This is a genomic window from Bartonella sp. LB28NMGDW (genome assembly GCF_042194435.1).
In the GTDB taxonomy this organism is placed as follows: Bacteria; Pseudomonadota; Alphaproteobacteria; order Rhizobiales; family Rhizobiaceae; genus Bartonella; species Bartonella grahamii.
Genome location: NZ_JBHIMX010000004.1, coordinates 109,028 through 126,118 on the forward strand (window position 1 = coordinate 109,028; position 17,091 = coordinate 126,118).

General features: G+C 37.5%; 10 protein-coding genes and 2 pseudogenes. 11 read left to right on the forward strand and 1 reads right to left on the reverse strand.

Annotated elements, in window-relative coordinates; genetic code table 11:
- The first annotated feature begins 70 nt into the window (after window positions 1-70).
- The 4 genes from ACFIKG_RS04030 (at window position 71) to ACFIKG_RS04045 (ending at window position 4,545) form a co-directional block, all read left to right on the forward strand.
- The gene (locus tag ACFIKG_RS04030) at window positions 71-1,318 is read left to right on the forward strand and encodes an aminopeptidase (RefSeq protein WP_375651809.1); all 1,248 of its coding nucleotides are present in this window, start codon (window positions 71-73) and stop codon (window positions 1,316-1,318) included.
- 271 nt (window positions 1,319-1,589) lie between these two features.
- Window positions 1,590-2,453 carry a bifunctional DNA-formamidopyrimidine glycosylase/DNA-(apurinic or apyrimidinic site) lyase gene (gene mutM, locus ACFIKG_RS04035; protein ID WP_375626809.1) on the forward strand — a complete coding sequence of 288 codons (864 nt, stop codon included), beginning with the start codon at window positions 1,590-1,592 and terminating at the stop codon, window positions 2,451-2,453.
- Window positions 2,454-2,537: 84 nt separating this feature from the next.
- Window positions 2,538-3,932: a M20/M25/M40 family metallo-hydrolase gene (locus ACFIKG_RS04040; RefSeq protein WP_375626811.1), complete on the forward strand. Its 1,395-nt coding sequence runs from the start codon at window positions 2,538-2,540 to the stop codon at window positions 3,930-3,932.
- The gene (locus ACFIKG_RS04045; protein WP_273787818.1) at window positions 3,925-4,545 is read left to right on the forward strand and encodes a ribonuclease D; all 621 of its coding nucleotides are present in this window, start codon (window positions 3,925-3,927) and stop codon (window positions 4,543-4,545) included. The genes ACFIKG_RS04040 and ACFIKG_RS04045 overlap by 8 nt, the downstream gene beginning before the upstream one ends.
- Before the next feature lie 248 nt (window positions 4,546-4,793).
- On the opposite strand, the pseudogene ACFIKG_RS04050 reads toward ACFIKG_RS04045, so the two are convergent.
- Window positions 4,794-5,282: pseudogene (locus ACFIKG_RS04050) on the reverse strand (hypothetical protein); the annotation flags it as partial.
- A gap of 729 nt (window positions 5,283-6,011) precedes the next feature.
- Between ACFIKG_RS04050 and ACFIKG_RS04055 the strand changes: the two are divergent.
- The 7 genes and pseudogenes from ACFIKG_RS04055 to ACFIKG_RS04085 all read left to right on the forward strand — a co-directional run bounded on the left by ACFIKG_RS04055 (window position 6,012) and on the right by ACFIKG_RS04085 (window position 16,864).
- Window positions 6,012-6,341 (forward strand): hypothetical protein, encoded by a 330-nt coding sequence (locus ACFIKG_RS04055; protein ID WP_375651810.1) that lies wholly within the window; start codon window positions 6,012-6,014, stop codon window positions 6,339-6,341.
- Window positions 6,342-8,174: 1,833 nt separating this feature from the next.
- Window positions 8,175-9,008, forward strand: coding sequence for an outer membrane protein (locus ACFIKG_RS04060; RefSeq protein ID WP_375651811.1), 834 nt, complete (start codon window positions 8,175-8,177; stop codon window positions 9,006-9,008).
- 335 nt (window positions 9,009-9,343) lie between these two features.
- Window positions 9,344-10,174, forward strand: a complete 831-nt coding sequence (locus ACFIKG_RS04065; RefSeq protein WP_375651812.1) for an outer membrane protein — start codon at window positions 9,344-9,346, stop codon at window positions 10,172-10,174.
- A gap of 322 nt (window positions 10,175-10,496) precedes the next feature.
- Entirely contained in the window at window positions 10,497-11,414 is a 918-nt protein-coding gene (locus tag ACFIKG_RS04070; RefSeq protein ID WP_375651813.1) for a porin, read from the forward strand.
- A gap of 348 nt (window positions 11,415-11,762) precedes the next feature.
- Window positions 11,763-12,585, forward strand: a pseudogene (locus tag ACFIKG_RS04075) (outer membrane protein).
- Between the two features lie 182 nt (window positions 12,586-12,767).
- Window positions 12,768-13,658 (forward strand): outer membrane protein, encoded by an 891-nt coding sequence (locus ACFIKG_RS04080; protein ID WP_375626822.1) that lies wholly within the window; start codon window positions 12,768-12,770, stop codon window positions 13,656-13,658.
- A 1,442-nt stretch (window positions 13,659-15,100) separates the two neighbouring features.
- Entirely contained in the window at window positions 15,101-16,864 is a 1,764-nt protein-coding gene (locus ACFIKG_RS04085; RefSeq protein ID WP_375651814.1) for a porin, read from the forward strand.
- The last annotated feature ends 227 nt before the right edge of the window (window positions 16,865-17,091 follow it).

The following is a 17,091-nucleotide window of genomic DNA, read 5'->3' on the forward strand; positions in this document are numbered from 1 at the left end:
CGAAGGATCTAAAAAAATTTATAAGATGACGACGTAAAGAACGCATTTTATTTAAAGAAGGGTATTGCTAATGTACTTTGATATTCATGAGACAATTTCGCCTGAAATGCTTAATCGTCTTGCAGAAATTACAGTAAAAGTGGGGTTGAATTTACAAGAGGGGCAGGATCTTGTTTTGACCGCTCCAGTTTCAGCATTACCTTTTGTTCGGCGTATTGCGTATCATGCTTATAAGGTTGGTGCTGGTGTCATTATACCAATTTTTAGTGATGATATGTTATCGCTTACACGTTTTGAAAATGCTCATACAGCTAGTTTTGATTGTGCCCCTTCTTGGCTTTATGAGGGAATGGCGAAGGCTTTTGAAAAGGGGGCAGCGCGGTTAGCAATTGTTGGTGATAATCCTTTGCTCCTTTCCAATCAAGATTTCGATAAGGTTGCGCGTTTGAATAAGGCGACTTCACTAGCTTACCAGCCTGCTCTCAAAAAAATATCGAATTTTTCTATAAATTGGTCAATTGTTGCTTATCCAACAGCAGGATGGGCTGAGGCAATGTTTCCTTCTTTACCACTGAATGAGGCGATTAAAAAATTAGCCGATGCAATTTTTTCTGCTTCACGTGTTACAGAAGAAGATCCGGTACATGCGTGGGTTGTCCATAACGAGAATTTAAAGAAACGATCATCTTGGCTTAATGAGCAGCGTTTTTCTGCCTTACACTTTACAGGACCAGGGACAGATTTAACTGTTGGTTTGGCAGATGATCATGAATGGCATGGTGGTGCATCCGTTGCTCAAAATGGTGTTATTTGCAATCCGAATATTCCGACAGAAGAAGTTTTCACGACTCCTCATGCTCATAAGGTTGAAGGTTTTGTTCGCTCAACAAAGCCACTTTCCTATCAAGGAACACTGATTGATAATATTGAAGTACGTTTTGAAGCAGGGCGTATTGTTGAATCCCGTGCATCAACGGGGCAGGAAGTTTTGCAGCAGGTTTTGCAAAGTGATGAGGGTGCAAGCCGATTGGGCGAAGTTGCTCTTGTTCCTCATTCTTCACCAATTTCTAAGAGTGACCTCCTTTTTTATAATACCTTATTTGATGAAAATGCTGCATGTCATATTGCTTTAGGACAGTGTTATTCCAAATGCTTTTTAGATGGGGCATCATTGACATCAGAAGAGATTGCAGCGCGTGGTGGTAATAAAAGTGTCATTCATATTGACTGGATGATTGGTTCTGGCGAAATTGATATCGATGGCATTACCCAAGATGGTGTAAGAGTTCCTGTATTTCGTAAGGGTGAATGGGCTTAATCCTATTATGCCGCATTTGAGGTGGGGTGGGATGTAAGCCTCATTGATACGTTAAGTATTTTAGAGTGCCAGGTGAATATTCAAGGCAGGGCTTGGCCATAAAGCCTTTAGTTAGGTGACTCACATGAGTAGGAAGCTAAGAGAAATCCAGTTATCAAAAATTTGTTTCTTATAGAGCAGATGTAGAGGAAACCTTTGTTCTTTGAGGAGGGAAAAGAAGTCAATTTATTTGTGATACAATTGAAAAGTGTATAATTTTTAAAGAAGAGAGATGCCTGAACTTCCTGAAGTAGAGACAGTTCGTCGTGGACTTGAGTCTGTTGTAACTGATGCAAAGATAGTATCTGTCAGACTTAATCGTAGAGATTTGCGCTTTCCTTTTCCTGAGGCTTTTTCTGAGCGCCTTATTGGCAGAACAATTATAGAACTTGGTCGGCGTGCAAAATATTTATTATTCCATCTTTCTCAGAATGAAACGATTTTAAGCCATTTAGGAATGTCTGGTTCATGGCGTATAGAGAATGATCTTTTAAGAACGACAAGTAAATTGGTTAAACATGATCATTTTGTCATGGATATTCAAACAAGGAATGGTGAAGTTTATCATCTTATTTATAATGATGTGCGTCGCTTTGGATTTATGCTTTTAGTCAATACGGACAAGCTTTATGAACATCCACTTTTAAATAAGCTAGGGCTTGAACCTATGAGTAATTCGTTTTCTGGTCGTTATTTACAAAAGGCTTTTGTTAATAAAAAAATGTCTCTCAAGAGCGTTTTACTTGATCAGTCTATTGTTGCAGGTCTTGGGAATATTTATGTTTGTGAAGCACTTTGGCGGAGTCGTTTGTCTCCACAACGTGGTGCATTTACATTGGCATCAAAAACGGCACGTGCATGTGAATTTGCAGATTCTTTAGCAAAAAATATACGCAATGTGATTTCTGAAGCCATTTTGTCTGGTGGCTCTTCTTTACGTGATTATATGCATATAGATGGTTCACTTGGTTATTTCCAACATGCTTTTTCAGTTTATGGACGAGAAGGCAAGCAATGTTTGGAATGTGGAACGCCTATAGTGCGTATTTTACAGGCTGGACGTTCAAGTTTTTACTGCTCACAATGCCAAAAATGAATAAGGTGTCTTGCAAAATCTTACAAGAGGCTTAAAGTCGTCGTATCTATAGTATAATTACACAAGGCTTGAGAGGTTTTTTTTATGCTGAATAAAGTACTAACACATCTTGATGGAAATATAGAAAAGAGCCTTGAACGCCTTTTTTCTCTTTTACGTTTTCAATCGATTTCTACAGACTCGGCTTACAAGGATGCATGTCGTAAAGCAGCTGATTGGTTAGTAGAGGATTTAAAAAGCATCGGTTTTGAGGCTTCACGCCGTGATACACCGGGTCATCCAATGGTTGTTGGGCATCATCCAGGACCTTCGGATGATTGTTTGCATGTTTTGTTTTACGGACATTATGATGTTCAACCTGTTGATCCTTTGAGTTTATGGGAGGATGATCCATTTACACCTTCTTTAAAAGAGAGAGATGGAGAGAAAGTTATTTGTGCTCGTGGAGCTTCGGATGACAAAGGTCAGTTGATGACTTTTATTGAAGCATGTCGTGCATTTAAGAAAGAAACAGGGCATCTTCCTGTTAAAGTTACTATTTTATGTGAAGGTGAGGAAGAATGTGCTTCTCCTTCCCTTATTCCTTTTTTAAAAGAAAATAAAGATGAACTTAAGGCAGATTATGCATTGGTTTGTGACACGTCAATGTGGGATGCGGATACACCATCTATTGCTCTTTCTCTTCGGGGAATTATGGCAGAAGAGATAATTATTACAGCAGCGAATCGTGATTTGCATTCTGGTTATTTTGGAGGAGTAGCAGTTAATCCCATTCGTATTCTAACGAAAATCTTAGCAGGACTTCACGATGAAAATAATAGGGTAACACTTCCTAGTTTTTATGATGGCGTAGAAGAAACACCTCCACAGATTTTGCAGTTATGGAATGAACTTAATTGTACTGCTGAAAATTTTCTTGGTCCTATAGGGCTTTCCATTCCTGCTGGTGAAAAAGGGCGGAGCATTTTAGAGCTTGTATGGGCACGTCCTACCATGGAAATTAATGGTATTAGTGGCGGCTATGAAGGGGAAGGGATGAAAACGGTTATTGCTTCTCAAGCGAGTGCAAAAGTATCGTGTCGTTTGGTGCATAAGCAAGATCCAGAGAAAATACGCCAAGCGTTGCGTGATTATGTACGTAGCTCAATTCCGGCTGATTGTAAGGTTGAATTTAAGAATCACGGTTCTTCTCCTGCACTTCAGATTTCTGATGATTCATCTTTTATCAAGGAGGCGAAGGATGCCTTATCACAAGAGTGGGAAGTGCCTGCTGTTTTGACAGCTATGGGGGGCTCGATCCCAATTGTAGCAGATTTTCGGTCAATTCTTGGTATGGAAACTCTTTTGGTTGGTTTTGGACTGGCTGATGACCGTATTCATTCGCCTAATGAAAAGTATAATTTAAAATCGTTTCATAAGGGGCAGCGGTCTTGGGCGCGTATTCTTGCTGCTTTCGCAAATAGGAGGGTAAATGGCTGAGATTCGCGTTCATCAAGGTGATTTACCAAACTTAGATAATTATAAAACTGACGCCATTGCGATTGATACTGAAACTTTAGGGTTACAACCCCATCGTGATCGTTTATGTGTTGTTCAGCTTTCTTCTGGAGATGGTACTGCCGATATTATACAAATTGCTAAAGGACAAAAGAGTGCACCTAATTTGGTCAAGCTTCTTGGAGATAACGCAGTCATCAAAATATTCCATTTTGGGCGTTTTGATCTTGCGATTTTAGCGCATACATTTGGTGTTATGCCAGAGGCTATTTTTTGTACAAAGATTGCTTCGAAACTCACGCGTACTTATACGGATCGTCATGGCTTGAAAGAAATTTGTAATGAATTGCTGAATGTGAATATTTCTAAACAGCAACAATCTTCGGATTGGGCGGCAGAAACGTTATCACAGGCACAAATTGAATATGCTGCGTCGGATGTGTTATATTTGCATCGTTTAAAGGTTATATTTGAAGAACGTTTAAGACGTGAAGAGCGAGAAAATGTTGCCAAGGCATGCTTTCAATTTTTGCCTATGAGAGCTAGGCTTGATCTTTTAGGATGGGCGGAAGTTGATATTTTTGCGCATAGCTAACTTTAAAATTGGCTTTTAATGGAGTTAATTATTGATGTGAGAGGATGAAATGCTTGTACATTATGGGCATTTTATCCTCTCATCTTTTCTGATAAGAGTTATAATAAATTCTTAAGTGCTATTTCATTTGAAGTTTAGGTAATCAAAGTACTTTTGCGAATTCATATTTTTTACTTTTGTAACAGCTTTTATTTGAAAAAAGCAATTTTGAGGAGAGTTTTGAAACATATGGTAGGTTCGAAGACCTAAATCTCTGAAACCAGTACACAGCCTAATTGGGAAAAAATATGAAGGCGTAAATATAAAAACCAAATCTTATCTTTACCATCATTTTTAATTCTGCTTTACGACTTTCAAAAGTATCTAAAGCAATGTCTGTTAAATAATAGAGATTACGCATTGCCTCACGCTTTTGTTTCTCACGTTTTTAATGGATTTACGTTCTTCATGTAAAACAGAACGCCCTAAACGGAATATATTTGTGTTGCTAATTCATGTGCTTTTTTTAAAATAAACCGGCACCCAAGCTCATTTCACGGCGGCGCTTATGAGTGGTATAACGATAAAGCCCCAAAATATGATATAAAATTCGTTGAGCACTCCCATCTTTACGCTTATGGAGTAACAAGCCGCTACCATCTTTACGCTTATGGAGTAACAAGCCGCTACCATCACACAATTTGCCAACTCCCAATGTTGTGTAGCTCTTGGCACTTGGGATGGTTTATAAGAGGCATTTTTAGTCTTTTTTATTTTTGTCTACACAGCTCTCCCCACTTGTAACATGCAATCAAATGGTTTTGATGGATTCAACATGAAAAAGATTTGGATGAGAGAATCTTACGGTATTCAGGGTTTTTACTCAATATGAATAACGCTAAACTATCATTATAAATCAATATATTATATGATTAATGTATACAGATAACTACGATTGCACTGAACAATGCAAAGAGCAACTCCTAGAAAAGTGTGCTAGAAACAAGTCAGCAAGAGCGCTTTTTACTAAGTCAAAACGTTGCAATAGCTTTTGCATTTAAATAGATTCGTAAGAATCCCCCTGTTTTCAAGAGTTTTATCTCTATACAAACTTCATTTATGATGTGGAAGCGAATAAATTTGCTTAATGTATAATGAACAAGTTTGGAATGAGAGAATATTCTGATATTCTAGGGGCTCATTTTGTGTGAGGAAATGTACATTATATTTATAAATCAATTGTTTATGTGAGGCTCGTATAGTTTATTATTTTCAGACGATACTTCGTGCCTTTAATTTATTACTCAATAAGTGATTTCTATGTTGGTAGAGCAGGGCAATTTGCTTTTATTTTAAAATCAAAAGGGCTCCAAAGCTTTATTTGTAAGGATTTTCACTTTTTATCTATAAACATATTATTTTTCTCTAGAAATTTGCAATGAAGGCACTAGGTAAAATCCATTATGGATATTTAATGAGGTTAATTTATGAACATAAAATATTTTATTACAGCTTTTGCTACTTTTGCTTCAATCTCTATCGCTCAGGGTGCGAGTTTTTTAGCGTCTCAAAACCTTATACAGAGAGCATCTTCGGCTGTTCCTCCAATAGGTCTTTTTTCTGGTGAACAGCTTCGCAAGGTATTATCTGAAGTTTTTCAAATAGAACTTTCTTGCACAAATAACAGTGAATACATAACAGCAGCTAAGTTAGTACCTGTGTCACATTCTGGTAAAAAAAGAGGATATAATCCTAAAAAAGGACTAGGGAAAAGAGGACGACCAAACCTATTTACACGAAGTCCAATGAGTTTTTAAAAAGTGAGAAAACAACATTGAGAGCTGTAACGTATGCTCGAAAAATGAAGAAAAGAGATATTATCACCTGAAAACAGGAGGGGAGCTATTTTTTTAAATGGTGTTATAATTGTATACGGTGAGAATGAAGAGTACTGTTCGGAAAAGATACGAGCAGGGAGATTTTAGTGAACGAATAGTACTGTATAATAGCAACCAGTCGTTACAAAATTCATGGGTTTAGATGAATATAGCCTAGAGATTTCGGGTTATTTTGTTATGCCGATCGTCATTTTAAGTGTGGTTATATAAGGCATGTAAAACGCCTTGATAAGTGCTTTTAGAGTATGGGGTGGGATTAGTGAAGGACTTGTCTATAGGGAATCTTTGGTTAAGTGAATTACATGAATGGGAAGCTAAATGAAACCCACTCGACAAAAATCTGGACTATTTGCAGACAGGGTCTGATAGGACGCTTCATCCAAATCGAGAAGAAAGCCAAGTATTTATTTTAATGTTAAACTTTTGATCTTGGTGTGTTTCAAGGAATAAAACGCCATTGAGTTGCATACTTACGTGAGCTTGTTTTAAAGAAACATTTCTCAATGCTCACAAGCCTATTTCGCGACGCCATTTATGAAAGGTATAATGGTAAATCCATTGAGTACTACCGCCTTTACGCTTATGAAGGTGAAAAGCCAGCATTCATCACACACTTTGCTAGTTCTCAATATTGTGACAGCCTTTGGTATGTGAGACGATTCATAAGGAGGCGTTTTTAATCCTTTCTTGTACAGTTTTTATCGACACGGCTTTTCTTGCTTGTAATGTGCAAGCGAATGATTTTGATTGATTGCGACATGCAACCAGTTTGGAATGAGAGAATCTTACGATATGTGACTACAGAATTTTATAAAATATTCTTTATTTGTCTATGATTCAAAATATCAGATATTTGCTCTACCAAATTAATGACTTTCAAAGCAAAGTTTGGTGTGAACACTTTAAGAAAGATCTCTCATCTTTTTTGCTTTAGGGAGAGTTTTAATATAGATGTCAGCATTTATCATACCAGTTTCTTGTCTTTAGGCATTTTTTTCAATTTAGTCTTGTAATGGAGTATGAAATGATAGCCTACAAATAAGGCTGAAGCTCTGAAAAAGACTTTACTATAAGGTTGAAAGAAGAAAAAAATGGTAAATATTTAAAAACAATAAATGCCTAAAGTAAAAATAAAGAGCAGGCAAGTTGCATGTGATCTTGTTTCAATCCATGGATTATTGGAAGTCTTATTTTGTGCGATACAAGTTTATGTTTGAAATAAGCATCCTTTTTATGAAAAAAACGAATACATAGTTTTCATATTTGGTTATGCGAAGGATGAAGGTAAAAACGTTATTTGTATAAATTTAAATAGAACGGTTGCATTTGACAGTTCTTGCTATTGAAAACATTCATAAGTGACATTTTTAGTTTTTTAACGGTTTCACATACTTGCTCGTTTGTAATGTATAGAGGGATGATTTTTGTTGCTTGAATATACAATGGTTTAAGATGAGAGCATTTGAATTTAATATAAAAGGATAATTTTTCATTAGACAAGAGCACATGCTTTCCACGGTGATAACGCAGATATTTTTGAAAAATTTATAAAGAAGAGCAAATGTGACAAGAGACAATCATTTGTACATTGGCATAGTTCAATTCTCATTTATTACAGATCAAGCAATCAAAGGTGATTTGATTGGCTTTTTGTTTTTTTTATGAGTGTATCATTTTTGCTACAGATATCTGAAGTTTGGGCTCTATATGAAACGATGTGTTCAAATAAATATTCAGCTATGGAGAGAAAATATGAATATGAAATGGTTAATAACAGCTTCTGCTTTCGCTTTTGTTTCAGCTTCAGCAGCACAAGCAGCAGATGTTATTGTTCCCCCAAGTCCAACACCTGTTGCTCCCGTTATTGTTGCTCCAACTTTTTCTTGGACAGGTTTTTATGTTGGAGGCCAGATTGGTGGTTTTTCGGGTAAAACGAAAATGGATATTCTCAGTAACGGAAAAAAGATTCCAGCGCCGGATGACCTTTTGCCTAAACTATCTGGTTTCATGGGTGGTCTTTACGCAGGTTCCAACGTTGATCTCGGTAATGGCCTTATTTTAGGTGTTGATACAGATATCGTGTGGTCTAATAAAGATGACACGAAGACAGGAAACACATATGTTATTCTTCCAGGTCATATCAATTATATTAAGAAGATATTAACAGAATCTGGAATTAGTATTGGTAAAGATGCGCTTGAAGCTGGTGCTAAACGGACCCACAGTTTCACTTTTAAAGAAAAGTGGGCTGGTGCGACACGTGTACGTATTGGTTTTGCAGCTGAACGCATTATGCCTTACGTTGCTGGTGGTATCGCCTATACACAGCTTCAAGATACTGCATCGATTTCAATAACAGGCAAAGATTCAGATAAAGTAATAGCTTCTGGTATCTTGTCTGATGAAACAAAGACCCTTGTTGGTTACACTCTGGGTGCTGGTGTTGATTTAGCTATGACCAATAACGTTATTGTCCGTGCGGAATATCGTTACTCTGATTTTGGTAAAAAGAAATTCTCAAATGATAAATATGAGACATCTTACAAAACCAATGATTTCCGAGTTGGTGTTGCTTACAAATTTTAACAGATGGTAAGTTAAATAACAGAGCCTCTGTCAAAGACAGAGGCTCTGTTATTCTCTGTTGCTATATTATCACACAATACATAATTTATTGTGGATGTGGAAAGATATTATTCAGATGTTCTTAAAAAAATTCATAAACAATAAACAATAATTACATTTAAAATCAATAAGTTATTTGTATATTATATCTTTCGGTTTCTCGTACAAAACAAAACTATGGATTGCTTTTGTCTGAGATGTGCCCTCCATTTTCTGTGACTGTATCATTTTTACTACAGCTTTTCTTTCTGTAATCTTGTAGCACTTTGCTCATAAATAAATTAGGAGCAAAGTTTATGAATATAAAATCTTTAGTAACAACTTCTGTTATCGCTATAGCGGCAGCTTCTGCAGCACAAGCTGCTGATGTTATCATCCCTCGTGAAACAGCCCCAGCAGTCATCTCAGCAGCTCCTGCCTATTCTTGGACAGGTTTTTATCTTGGTGCTCAGATTGGTAGTCGTTCAATGAAATCTGACAAAGGTTCTAGCACTTTGGGTTGGCATGATCTTAAGCTTTCCGGTATGCTCGGTGGCCTATACACAGGTTACAATGTTGATCTCGGCAATGGTGTGATCTTCGGCTTGGATACAGATGTCTCTTTTATTGGTAAAAAAGACACAATTAACTCCCTTACAAGGGTTGTTGGATTTGCAAAAAGTGTTGAGGAAATTAATAAACTCCTCGATGATGCTAAGATCAAAAGGAACGATGGTCTAGAAGTTGAAGGCGCGGATGAATACATCGAAAGTATTACTATGAAAGAAAAGTGGTCTGGTGCTACACGCGTTCGCATAGGTTTTGCTACTGATCGTATCATGCCTTATATCGCTGGTGGTGTTGCTTATACGCAGATGCAGGGCATTTCCGCAATTGAAGTGAAAAAAAATAGTTTGTTGCCTGATAATGCTAATAAGGTTATTGCTTCTGGTAACGTATATGATGAAACAAAGACCCTTGTTGGTTTCACCCTTGGTGCTGGTGTTGACTTCGCAATGACAGACAATGTTCTGTTGCGTGCAGAATATCGTTACTCAGACTACGGTAAAAAGAAATACTTTAAAGACACAGCTGAACTTCAATACAGAGTCAATGATTTCCGCGTTGGCGTTGCTTACAAATTCTAATTTCGTAAAAAACGAAATAAACTTCCAAGAGGCTCTGTCTTTGACAGAGCCTCTATTATTTTCTGTTGTTATATTATTACTCACTCCATATTTATTGGAGATATAAAAATATTTTCATAAACGACAGACAAGAATTACATTCAAAATCGATAAGTTAACTTACGAATTCTCGTACGGAGTGAAGTTAATAGCGTTGTAAAGTCATGCAGCGATTTTGTTTTGAGCGCATCCTCCATTTTCTATGACTGTATCATTTTTACTACAGCTTTTCTTTCTGTAATCTTGTAGCACTGTGCTCATAAATAAATTAGGAGCAAAGTTTATGAATATAAAATCTTTAGTAACAACTTCTGTTATCGCTATAGCGGCAGCTTCTGCAGCACAAGCTGCTGATGTTATCATCCCTCGTGAAACAGCCCCAGCAGTCATCTCAGCCCCTTCATTTTCTTGGACAGGCTTTTATATCGGTGGTCAGATTGGTGGTTTTTCAAGTAAAATTGACTTAAAAGATAAAGATAAAGAGACTTCAATTTTTAAAGACTTATCACCTAAGCTTTCAGGTTTGATTGGCGGTTTTTATGCAGGATCTAACTTTGATCTTGGAAATGGCATTATACTAGGTGTTGAAACAGATATGATCTGGTCTGGCAAAAAGGATGTGCGAGTAGCTTCTGAAACTGTAACTCCTCCAGCTGGTGGAACTGAAACTCCTCAAGGTGGTGGAACTGAAACTCCTCAAGGTGGTGGAACTGAAACTCCTCAAGGTGGTGGAACTGAAACTCCTCCAGCTAGTGGAACTGAAACTCCTCCAGCTAGTGGAACTGAAACTGTAAAGAGTTTAAGTATTAGAAATGCAGGTGCACAAGAAGCTGTGGATGTATCAGAAGCTGTTGGTTTTAAACAGAAATGGGCTGGTGCTACGCGAGTACGTATTGGTTTTGCTGCTGCTGACCGCATTATGCCTTATGTTGCTGGAGGTGTTGCCTATACACAGCTAGAGGCTGCTCATGGAGAAGTGAAGGTAGGGGATAAAACTTTTGTTTCAGGTTCATCTGATGAAACAGCAACAATGGTTGGTTTCACTATTGGTGGCGGTCTTGATTTTGCTGTGACTGATAATGTCCTGTTGCGTGCAGAATACCGTTACTCGGACTATGGTAAAAAGAAATTTTTTGCAAAAGAAAAAGAATATAATTTCAGAACCAATGACTTCCGTGTTGGTGTAGCTTACAAATTCTAATTTCGTAAAAAACAAAATAAACTTCTAAGAGGCTCTGTCAAAGACAGAGCCTCTGTTATATTATTACACACCCCATATTTGTTGGAGATGTAAAAAGATTTTCATAAACGACAGGCAATAATTACATTCAAAATCGATAAGTTAACTTACGAATTCTCGTACGGAGTGAAGTTAATAACGTTGTAAAGTCATGCAGCGATTTTGTTTTGAGTGCATCCTCCATTTTCTATAACTGTATTATTTTTTACTACAGCTTTTCTTTCTGTAATCTTGTAGCATTATCCTCTAAATAAATGAGGCGCAAAGTTTACGAATATAAAATCTTTAGTCAAAACGTCTATTATCGCTATGGCAGCAGCTTCTGTGGCACAATCTTCTGATGTTATCATTCCTCGTGAAACAGTCTCAGCAGTTATCACAGCCCTTTCGTTTTCTTGGATAGATTTTTATCTTGGTGGTCAAGTTAGCAACTTTTCAAGTCAAAATTGATGTATTTGATTTAGAGACAAAAGAAAAAACTTCAGATAAAGATGGACTACCTAAGCCTTGAGGTTTCATAGGTGGTATTTATTTAGGTTCCAATTAGGTTCTAATGTAGATCTTGGAAATGTCCTCATTCTAGGTGTTGAAACCGATGCAGTCTGGGCAGACCGAGGAGAGACGAAGACGGTCTCAAAGATTCTTGCGATTGACGAATTTAATGATTTTAATGATGAATTTGAAGATGCTGGTGTTGCATTGCTGGTGTTACATTGGATGAAAATAAAAAGTTTCAAAAAGGTGACACAGCAGTGTATCGTATTGGTTTCAAAGAAAAATAGTCTGGTGCAACACGGGTTTGTGTTGGTTTTTCCGTCGCTGACCGCATTATGCCTTATGTTGCCAATGGTATTGCCTATGCGCAAATACAAGGTGTCGATAAAGTTTCAGAAACAAAAAAGTCGGCAAATGGTAAGTCAAGTAAAGAAGTTGCTGCTACGGTATTTGATAAATCAAAAACGTTGGTGGGTTTTACCCTTGGTGGTGGTATAGATTTCACGATGACAGATCATATTCTTCTTCGTGCGGAATATCGCTACTCAGACTTTGGTAAGAAGGAATTTAAAAAAGATTACCTTAAACTAGGCTACAAAACAATGACTTTTATGTAGGTGTCGCTTACAAGGTCTAATTTCATCAAAAGCGCAATTATGAATACAAAGTATTAATAAAAAATTAAATTTTAAAGAGATCTTGACTTTTATAAAACCGCTGTTTTCTAGGCTTTTATTTGTATGACTGTGACATTTTTACTACAGCTTTTCTATCTATAATCTTGTAAGGTCATCTTATAGTTAATTTAGGAGCAAAATTATGAATACAAAATCTTTAATAGCAACTTCTGCTGCTGCTTTAATTTCAGCTTCTGCAGCACAGGCTGCTGATGTGATGATCCCTCATGAAGTCGCACCAGCAGTTATCGCAGCAGCCCCTTCGTTTTCTTGGACGGGTTTTTATCTTGGTGGTCAAGTTGGCAACTTTTCGAGTAAAACTAAAGTAACTATTCCAGGAGCGGATAAAGAACTTTTCAAAAAAGATAACACACCTAGTCCTTCTGGTTTCATGGGTGGTATTTATGCCGGATCTAACGTAGACCTCGGAAATGGTCTCATTCTCGGGGTTGAAACCGATGCAGTTTGGGCAGGCCGTGAAGAATCAAAAAAAGCCCGTGAATTGACTCTTACTGAAAAAGATGCAGAAAATTTTAATGCTGCCCTTGAAAAAGCTAAGGTTGAACTAAAAGATCAGCAGCAGTTTGCAGAAGGTGACAAGGTAACAGAAACGCACAGTTACAAAGAAAAATGGTCTGGTGCGACACGCGTCCGTATCGGTTTTGCTGCTGTTGACCGTATTATGCCTTATGTTGCTGGTGGTATTGCCTATGCGCAGGTACAGGGCATTCAATCCGTTGCAGGAAAAGGAGAGAGAGCTAAAGTTGAGCAGAAAGCTGACGGGGATGAAAAAGTGCCAGACGCAGAGGCTAAGCAAGCCATAGATTTGACTGGTGGTACTTGGGCTGATGACACGAAGACAATGCTTGGTTTCACTATTGGTGGTGGAGTTGACTTTGCAATGACAGACAACGTTCTTTTACGTGCAGAATACCGTTACTCCGATTTTGGTAAAAAGAAGTTCGCAAACGATACACGTGAATTCAATTACAAAACCAATGACTTCCGTGTAGGTGTCGCTTACAAATTCTAATTTCGTAAAAATGAAATTAGAAGCATAAAAAATACTAAGGCCTCGTTTAACGGGGCCTTTATTTTATTAGCTCTCTATTCTATATCTCTTAATCCCTTCTATTTTTATTTGTATCATTTTGTGCTATAAGACTTTAAAGAAAAAAGTTTTATATTATAGAGGGCGAATTGGTGGTATATATGGATTTTATAGCTACTGATTACATAAAATCTTATATCATGGCTATCATTTTACGCCTAAGTGAAAAGTATTCAATTAATCTCAGAAATAGGAAAAGATCATAACCAGTGATTAAATTTATTCTGTATATACCAGATTAGAGTGAGCGTATTACATATATCTGTTGGAGTAAGCTTTGGGAAATACAGTCTCATTGGGGAAGCATATGAAGTAACAAAGAGAAAAACTAGTTTTCAACTTTATCCTCTTCTTTTAATTTAGCTTTACGTTTTTGTTTATTGCATTCTTTTTATGGGATCACACTCCTCATGCAAAACAGAACGCCCCAAACGGAATACACTTGTTGTTGTGTATTCACACATTTGTTTTAAAGAAATATTTTTCAAAGTACATCAAGCCCACTTCATGTCAGTATCCGTGAGTGATATAAGACGGTAAAACCTCCCAATGAAATAATATAAAATCTATAGGCCACCACTATCGTTACACGCTTAATAAAAAGAGCAAGCTAGCATCATCATACAACTTTGCCAGCCACCAATGTTGGTGGACAGACCTTGGCTGTTAAAAGCGTTCATAAGAGGCATTTAAAATTCTTTTAATGTTTTTTGTCCACAGACTGTTTCCGCTATCGAGAGACATGGTTTTGATTAATACAACATAGAACAGGTTTTTAATGATAAAATCCTACAGTATTAGTTTTTTCATTCAACATAAAAACAATAAATTATCCTTATAAATTAAACCGATGTGTCATGATGAAGATATTTACGCAAAGAATCTAAAAGTTTTTTTGCGAGTGTTTGAATAAGTCTTTTGTTTCTCTTAATTTTAGATACAAAATACTATCGCTAAAGCACCAAAAGTAGATCATGTTGATAAATAGATGAAACTTTGATGGCGCTTGGTTTTAAAAAAAAGGCAATATTTGATTTCACTGTTTTCGTTGGCATTGATTTTGCAATGACAGATGATAGTTTATTGCATGCAGAATACTGTTATTCAAATTTCGGTAAAAAGAAATTTATAAAGAATATTATCATTAACAGTTATGCGAAAATTTAATGAAAATGAATCCAACTTTAAGACACATAATTCTGGTGTGATTTAGTTTACAAATTCTCATTGAATGCAAAATTGAAAGTTTAAGAAGCCTTATTTTCAAAAAATTTTTATTTTTTTGTGAGTGTGTCATTTTTGCTACAGATCTTTCAAAAAAGATGCTCTATATACATTTCATTTTGGATATTTGGAGAGATTTTATGAATACAAAACGTTTAATAACAGCATCTATTTTTTCTTTAATTTCAGCGTCTACAGCGCTAGCTGCTGATGTTATGATTCCTCATCAACCAGCACCATCGACATCTTCTACCATTGTTGCGCCTACTTTTTCATGGACAGGTCTTTATTTAGGTGTCCAAGCTGGTGGTTTTTCGAGCAAATCTGACATAGCTCTTGTTGATCAAGAAAAGAATTTGCCACTAGATAAAGAGATCTCTCCTAAACTTTCGGGTTTTGTAGGTGGTTTTTATGCAGGTTCTAATATTGATCTCGGTGATAACTTTATTTTTGGTGTCGATACGGATTTAATGATATCTGGTAAAAAACACACAAAGACAATTACCATAGGTGCGGCTGATAACACTACAATAGAAAATGCAGTCGTAAGATCCCGCAGATCCGCAAGCCTACAAACATCTCCAAGCCCAGCTCCGCAAGCAGGAGCAGGAACACCGGCACCAGCACCAAAAGCCTCTTCAGGAGGATCTGCGGGTGCAGGAACACCTGCAGCAAGCCCTGCGTCAGGAACAGCTGCTGGTGCAGGAGCTACAGCAGTAGGGATTTCAGTAGCAGGATCCGCGTCAGAACAATCTGCTGCAACGCAACCCAGTCAAGCACCAGCTGGATCAGTAAATGCAGTTCAACGAACACAAGCAGGAGCAGCACCATCAAATCAAGCAGCAACAACTGGAAATACTGGCAGTGCTAATACAACAGTAGGAAAAACAGTGACGGTAGAAAGAACATCAGGAGTTTCAAAACCACCATCTGCATCGTCAGTAGCACAACCAACCTCCCCTAAAAGAGTGCAAGCGGCATCGTCCTCATTGGGAAGATCAGATACAGGAGGGGCATTGTTAGGTGGGGTAGGTAGATCACAATCATCTGTGCAGTCAGCATCGCGATCAGCTACTGTATCAGTAGGGTCCGCACGAGTACAACCTACACTGGTAAAATCTAGTGTAACCGCACCAGCTCAATCAGCAAGTGCAGCTCAACAGTCACAATCAGCAGCAGGACAATCAAATCAATCAGCAGCAGAAAGAACAGTACCGAGCGGAGGGACACTTGTACTCGCGAGATCAGGATCATCCTCTGAACCAGCAAAAGCTTCCAATGGAACAAGCGGAGCCCAAAGTGGAGCTAGCGGAAATGCTAATTCGTATGGTGCATCTCATGCAGGTGGGCATGGCTCTGGCGCTCATGCGCAGGGTACTAATCCACATGCTTCTCGTTCTCATGGTGGACAGAATATGGCTGGACACGGTGCACAAAGTGCACAAGTGGTGGATAAGAACAATTCCAGTGCATATGGTATAGAACAAATGAAAAAGCTGGCTTCTGAACTTGGTCTTGATCAAGAGGATGAAGTTGAAACTTTAAGTCATACTTTCAAACAAAATTGGGGTGGTGCTACACGGGTACGTATTGGTTTTGCTGCTGATCGCTTTATGCCTTATCTTGCTGGTGGTATTGCTTATGGGCAGTTCCAAGACACTGTATCAATATCCGTTAAGGATGAGGATGGAAGAGTCGTTTCTTCTAAGAACTTAGCTGATGAAACAAAAACCATGATTGGTTACACACTTGGTGGTGGCGTTGATTTCTCGCTTCTGGATAATGTGATTGTACGTGCAGAATATCGTTACTCTGATTTTGGTAAAAAGAAATTTGCAAAGGAAAAACTTGAAGTTAACTACAAAACCAATGATTTCCGCGTTGGTGTAGCTTATAAATTCTAATTTTTTAAAGAGTAAATTTCTAAGAGGCTCCACTATTAGTGGAGCCTTTATTTTTTAAAAGATCACTTTTTGGTTTCTTTTCTTGTGAATTTCATGATAAAGCCCATAGAGTGTGATGATATATTTTCCTGATCGCTGCTTAATACGAATGATAAGCTCGGCTTTCCCTATAGATAAAAACCAGAGTTGCAGGGTTCAGGGAAGTTATGCAAAAATGAAATCGTAAA

Coding starts and splice junctions, on each gene's coding strand:
- ACFIKG_RS04030 (WP_375651809.1), top strand. CDS start 71: ATGTACTTTGATATTCATGAGACAATTTCGCCTGAAATGCTTAATCGT.
- mutM (WP_375626809.1), top strand. CDS start 1,590: ATGCCTGAACTTCCTGAAGTAGAGACAGTTCGTCGTGGACTTGAGTCT.
- ACFIKG_RS04040 (WP_375626811.1), top strand. CDS start 2,538: ATGCTGAATAAAGTACTAACACATCTTGATGGAAATATAGAAAAGAGC.
- ACFIKG_RS04045 (WP_273787818.1), top strand. CDS start 3,925: ATGGCTGAGATTCGCGTTCATCAAGGTGATTTACCAAACTTAGATAAT.
- ACFIKG_RS04055 (WP_375651810.1), top strand. CDS start 6,012: ATGAACATAAAATATTTTATTACAGCTTTTGCTACTTTTGCTTCAATC.
- ACFIKG_RS04060 (WP_375651811.1), top strand. CDS start 8,175: ATGAATATGAAATGGTTAATAACAGCTTCTGCTTTCGCTTTTGTTTCA.
- ACFIKG_RS04065 (WP_375651812.1), top strand. CDS start 9,344: ATGAATATAAAATCTTTAGTAACAACTTCTGTTATCGCTATAGCGGCA.
- ACFIKG_RS04070 (WP_375651813.1), top strand. CDS start 10,497: ATGAATATAAAATCTTTAGTAACAACTTCTGTTATCGCTATAGCGGCA.
- ACFIKG_RS04080 (WP_375626822.1), top strand. CDS start 12,768: ATGAATACAAAATCTTTAATAGCAACTTCTGCTGCTGCTTTAATTTCA.
- ACFIKG_RS04085 (WP_375651814.1), top strand. CDS start 15,101: ATGAATACAAAACGTTTAATAACAGCATCTATTTTTTCTTTAATTTCA.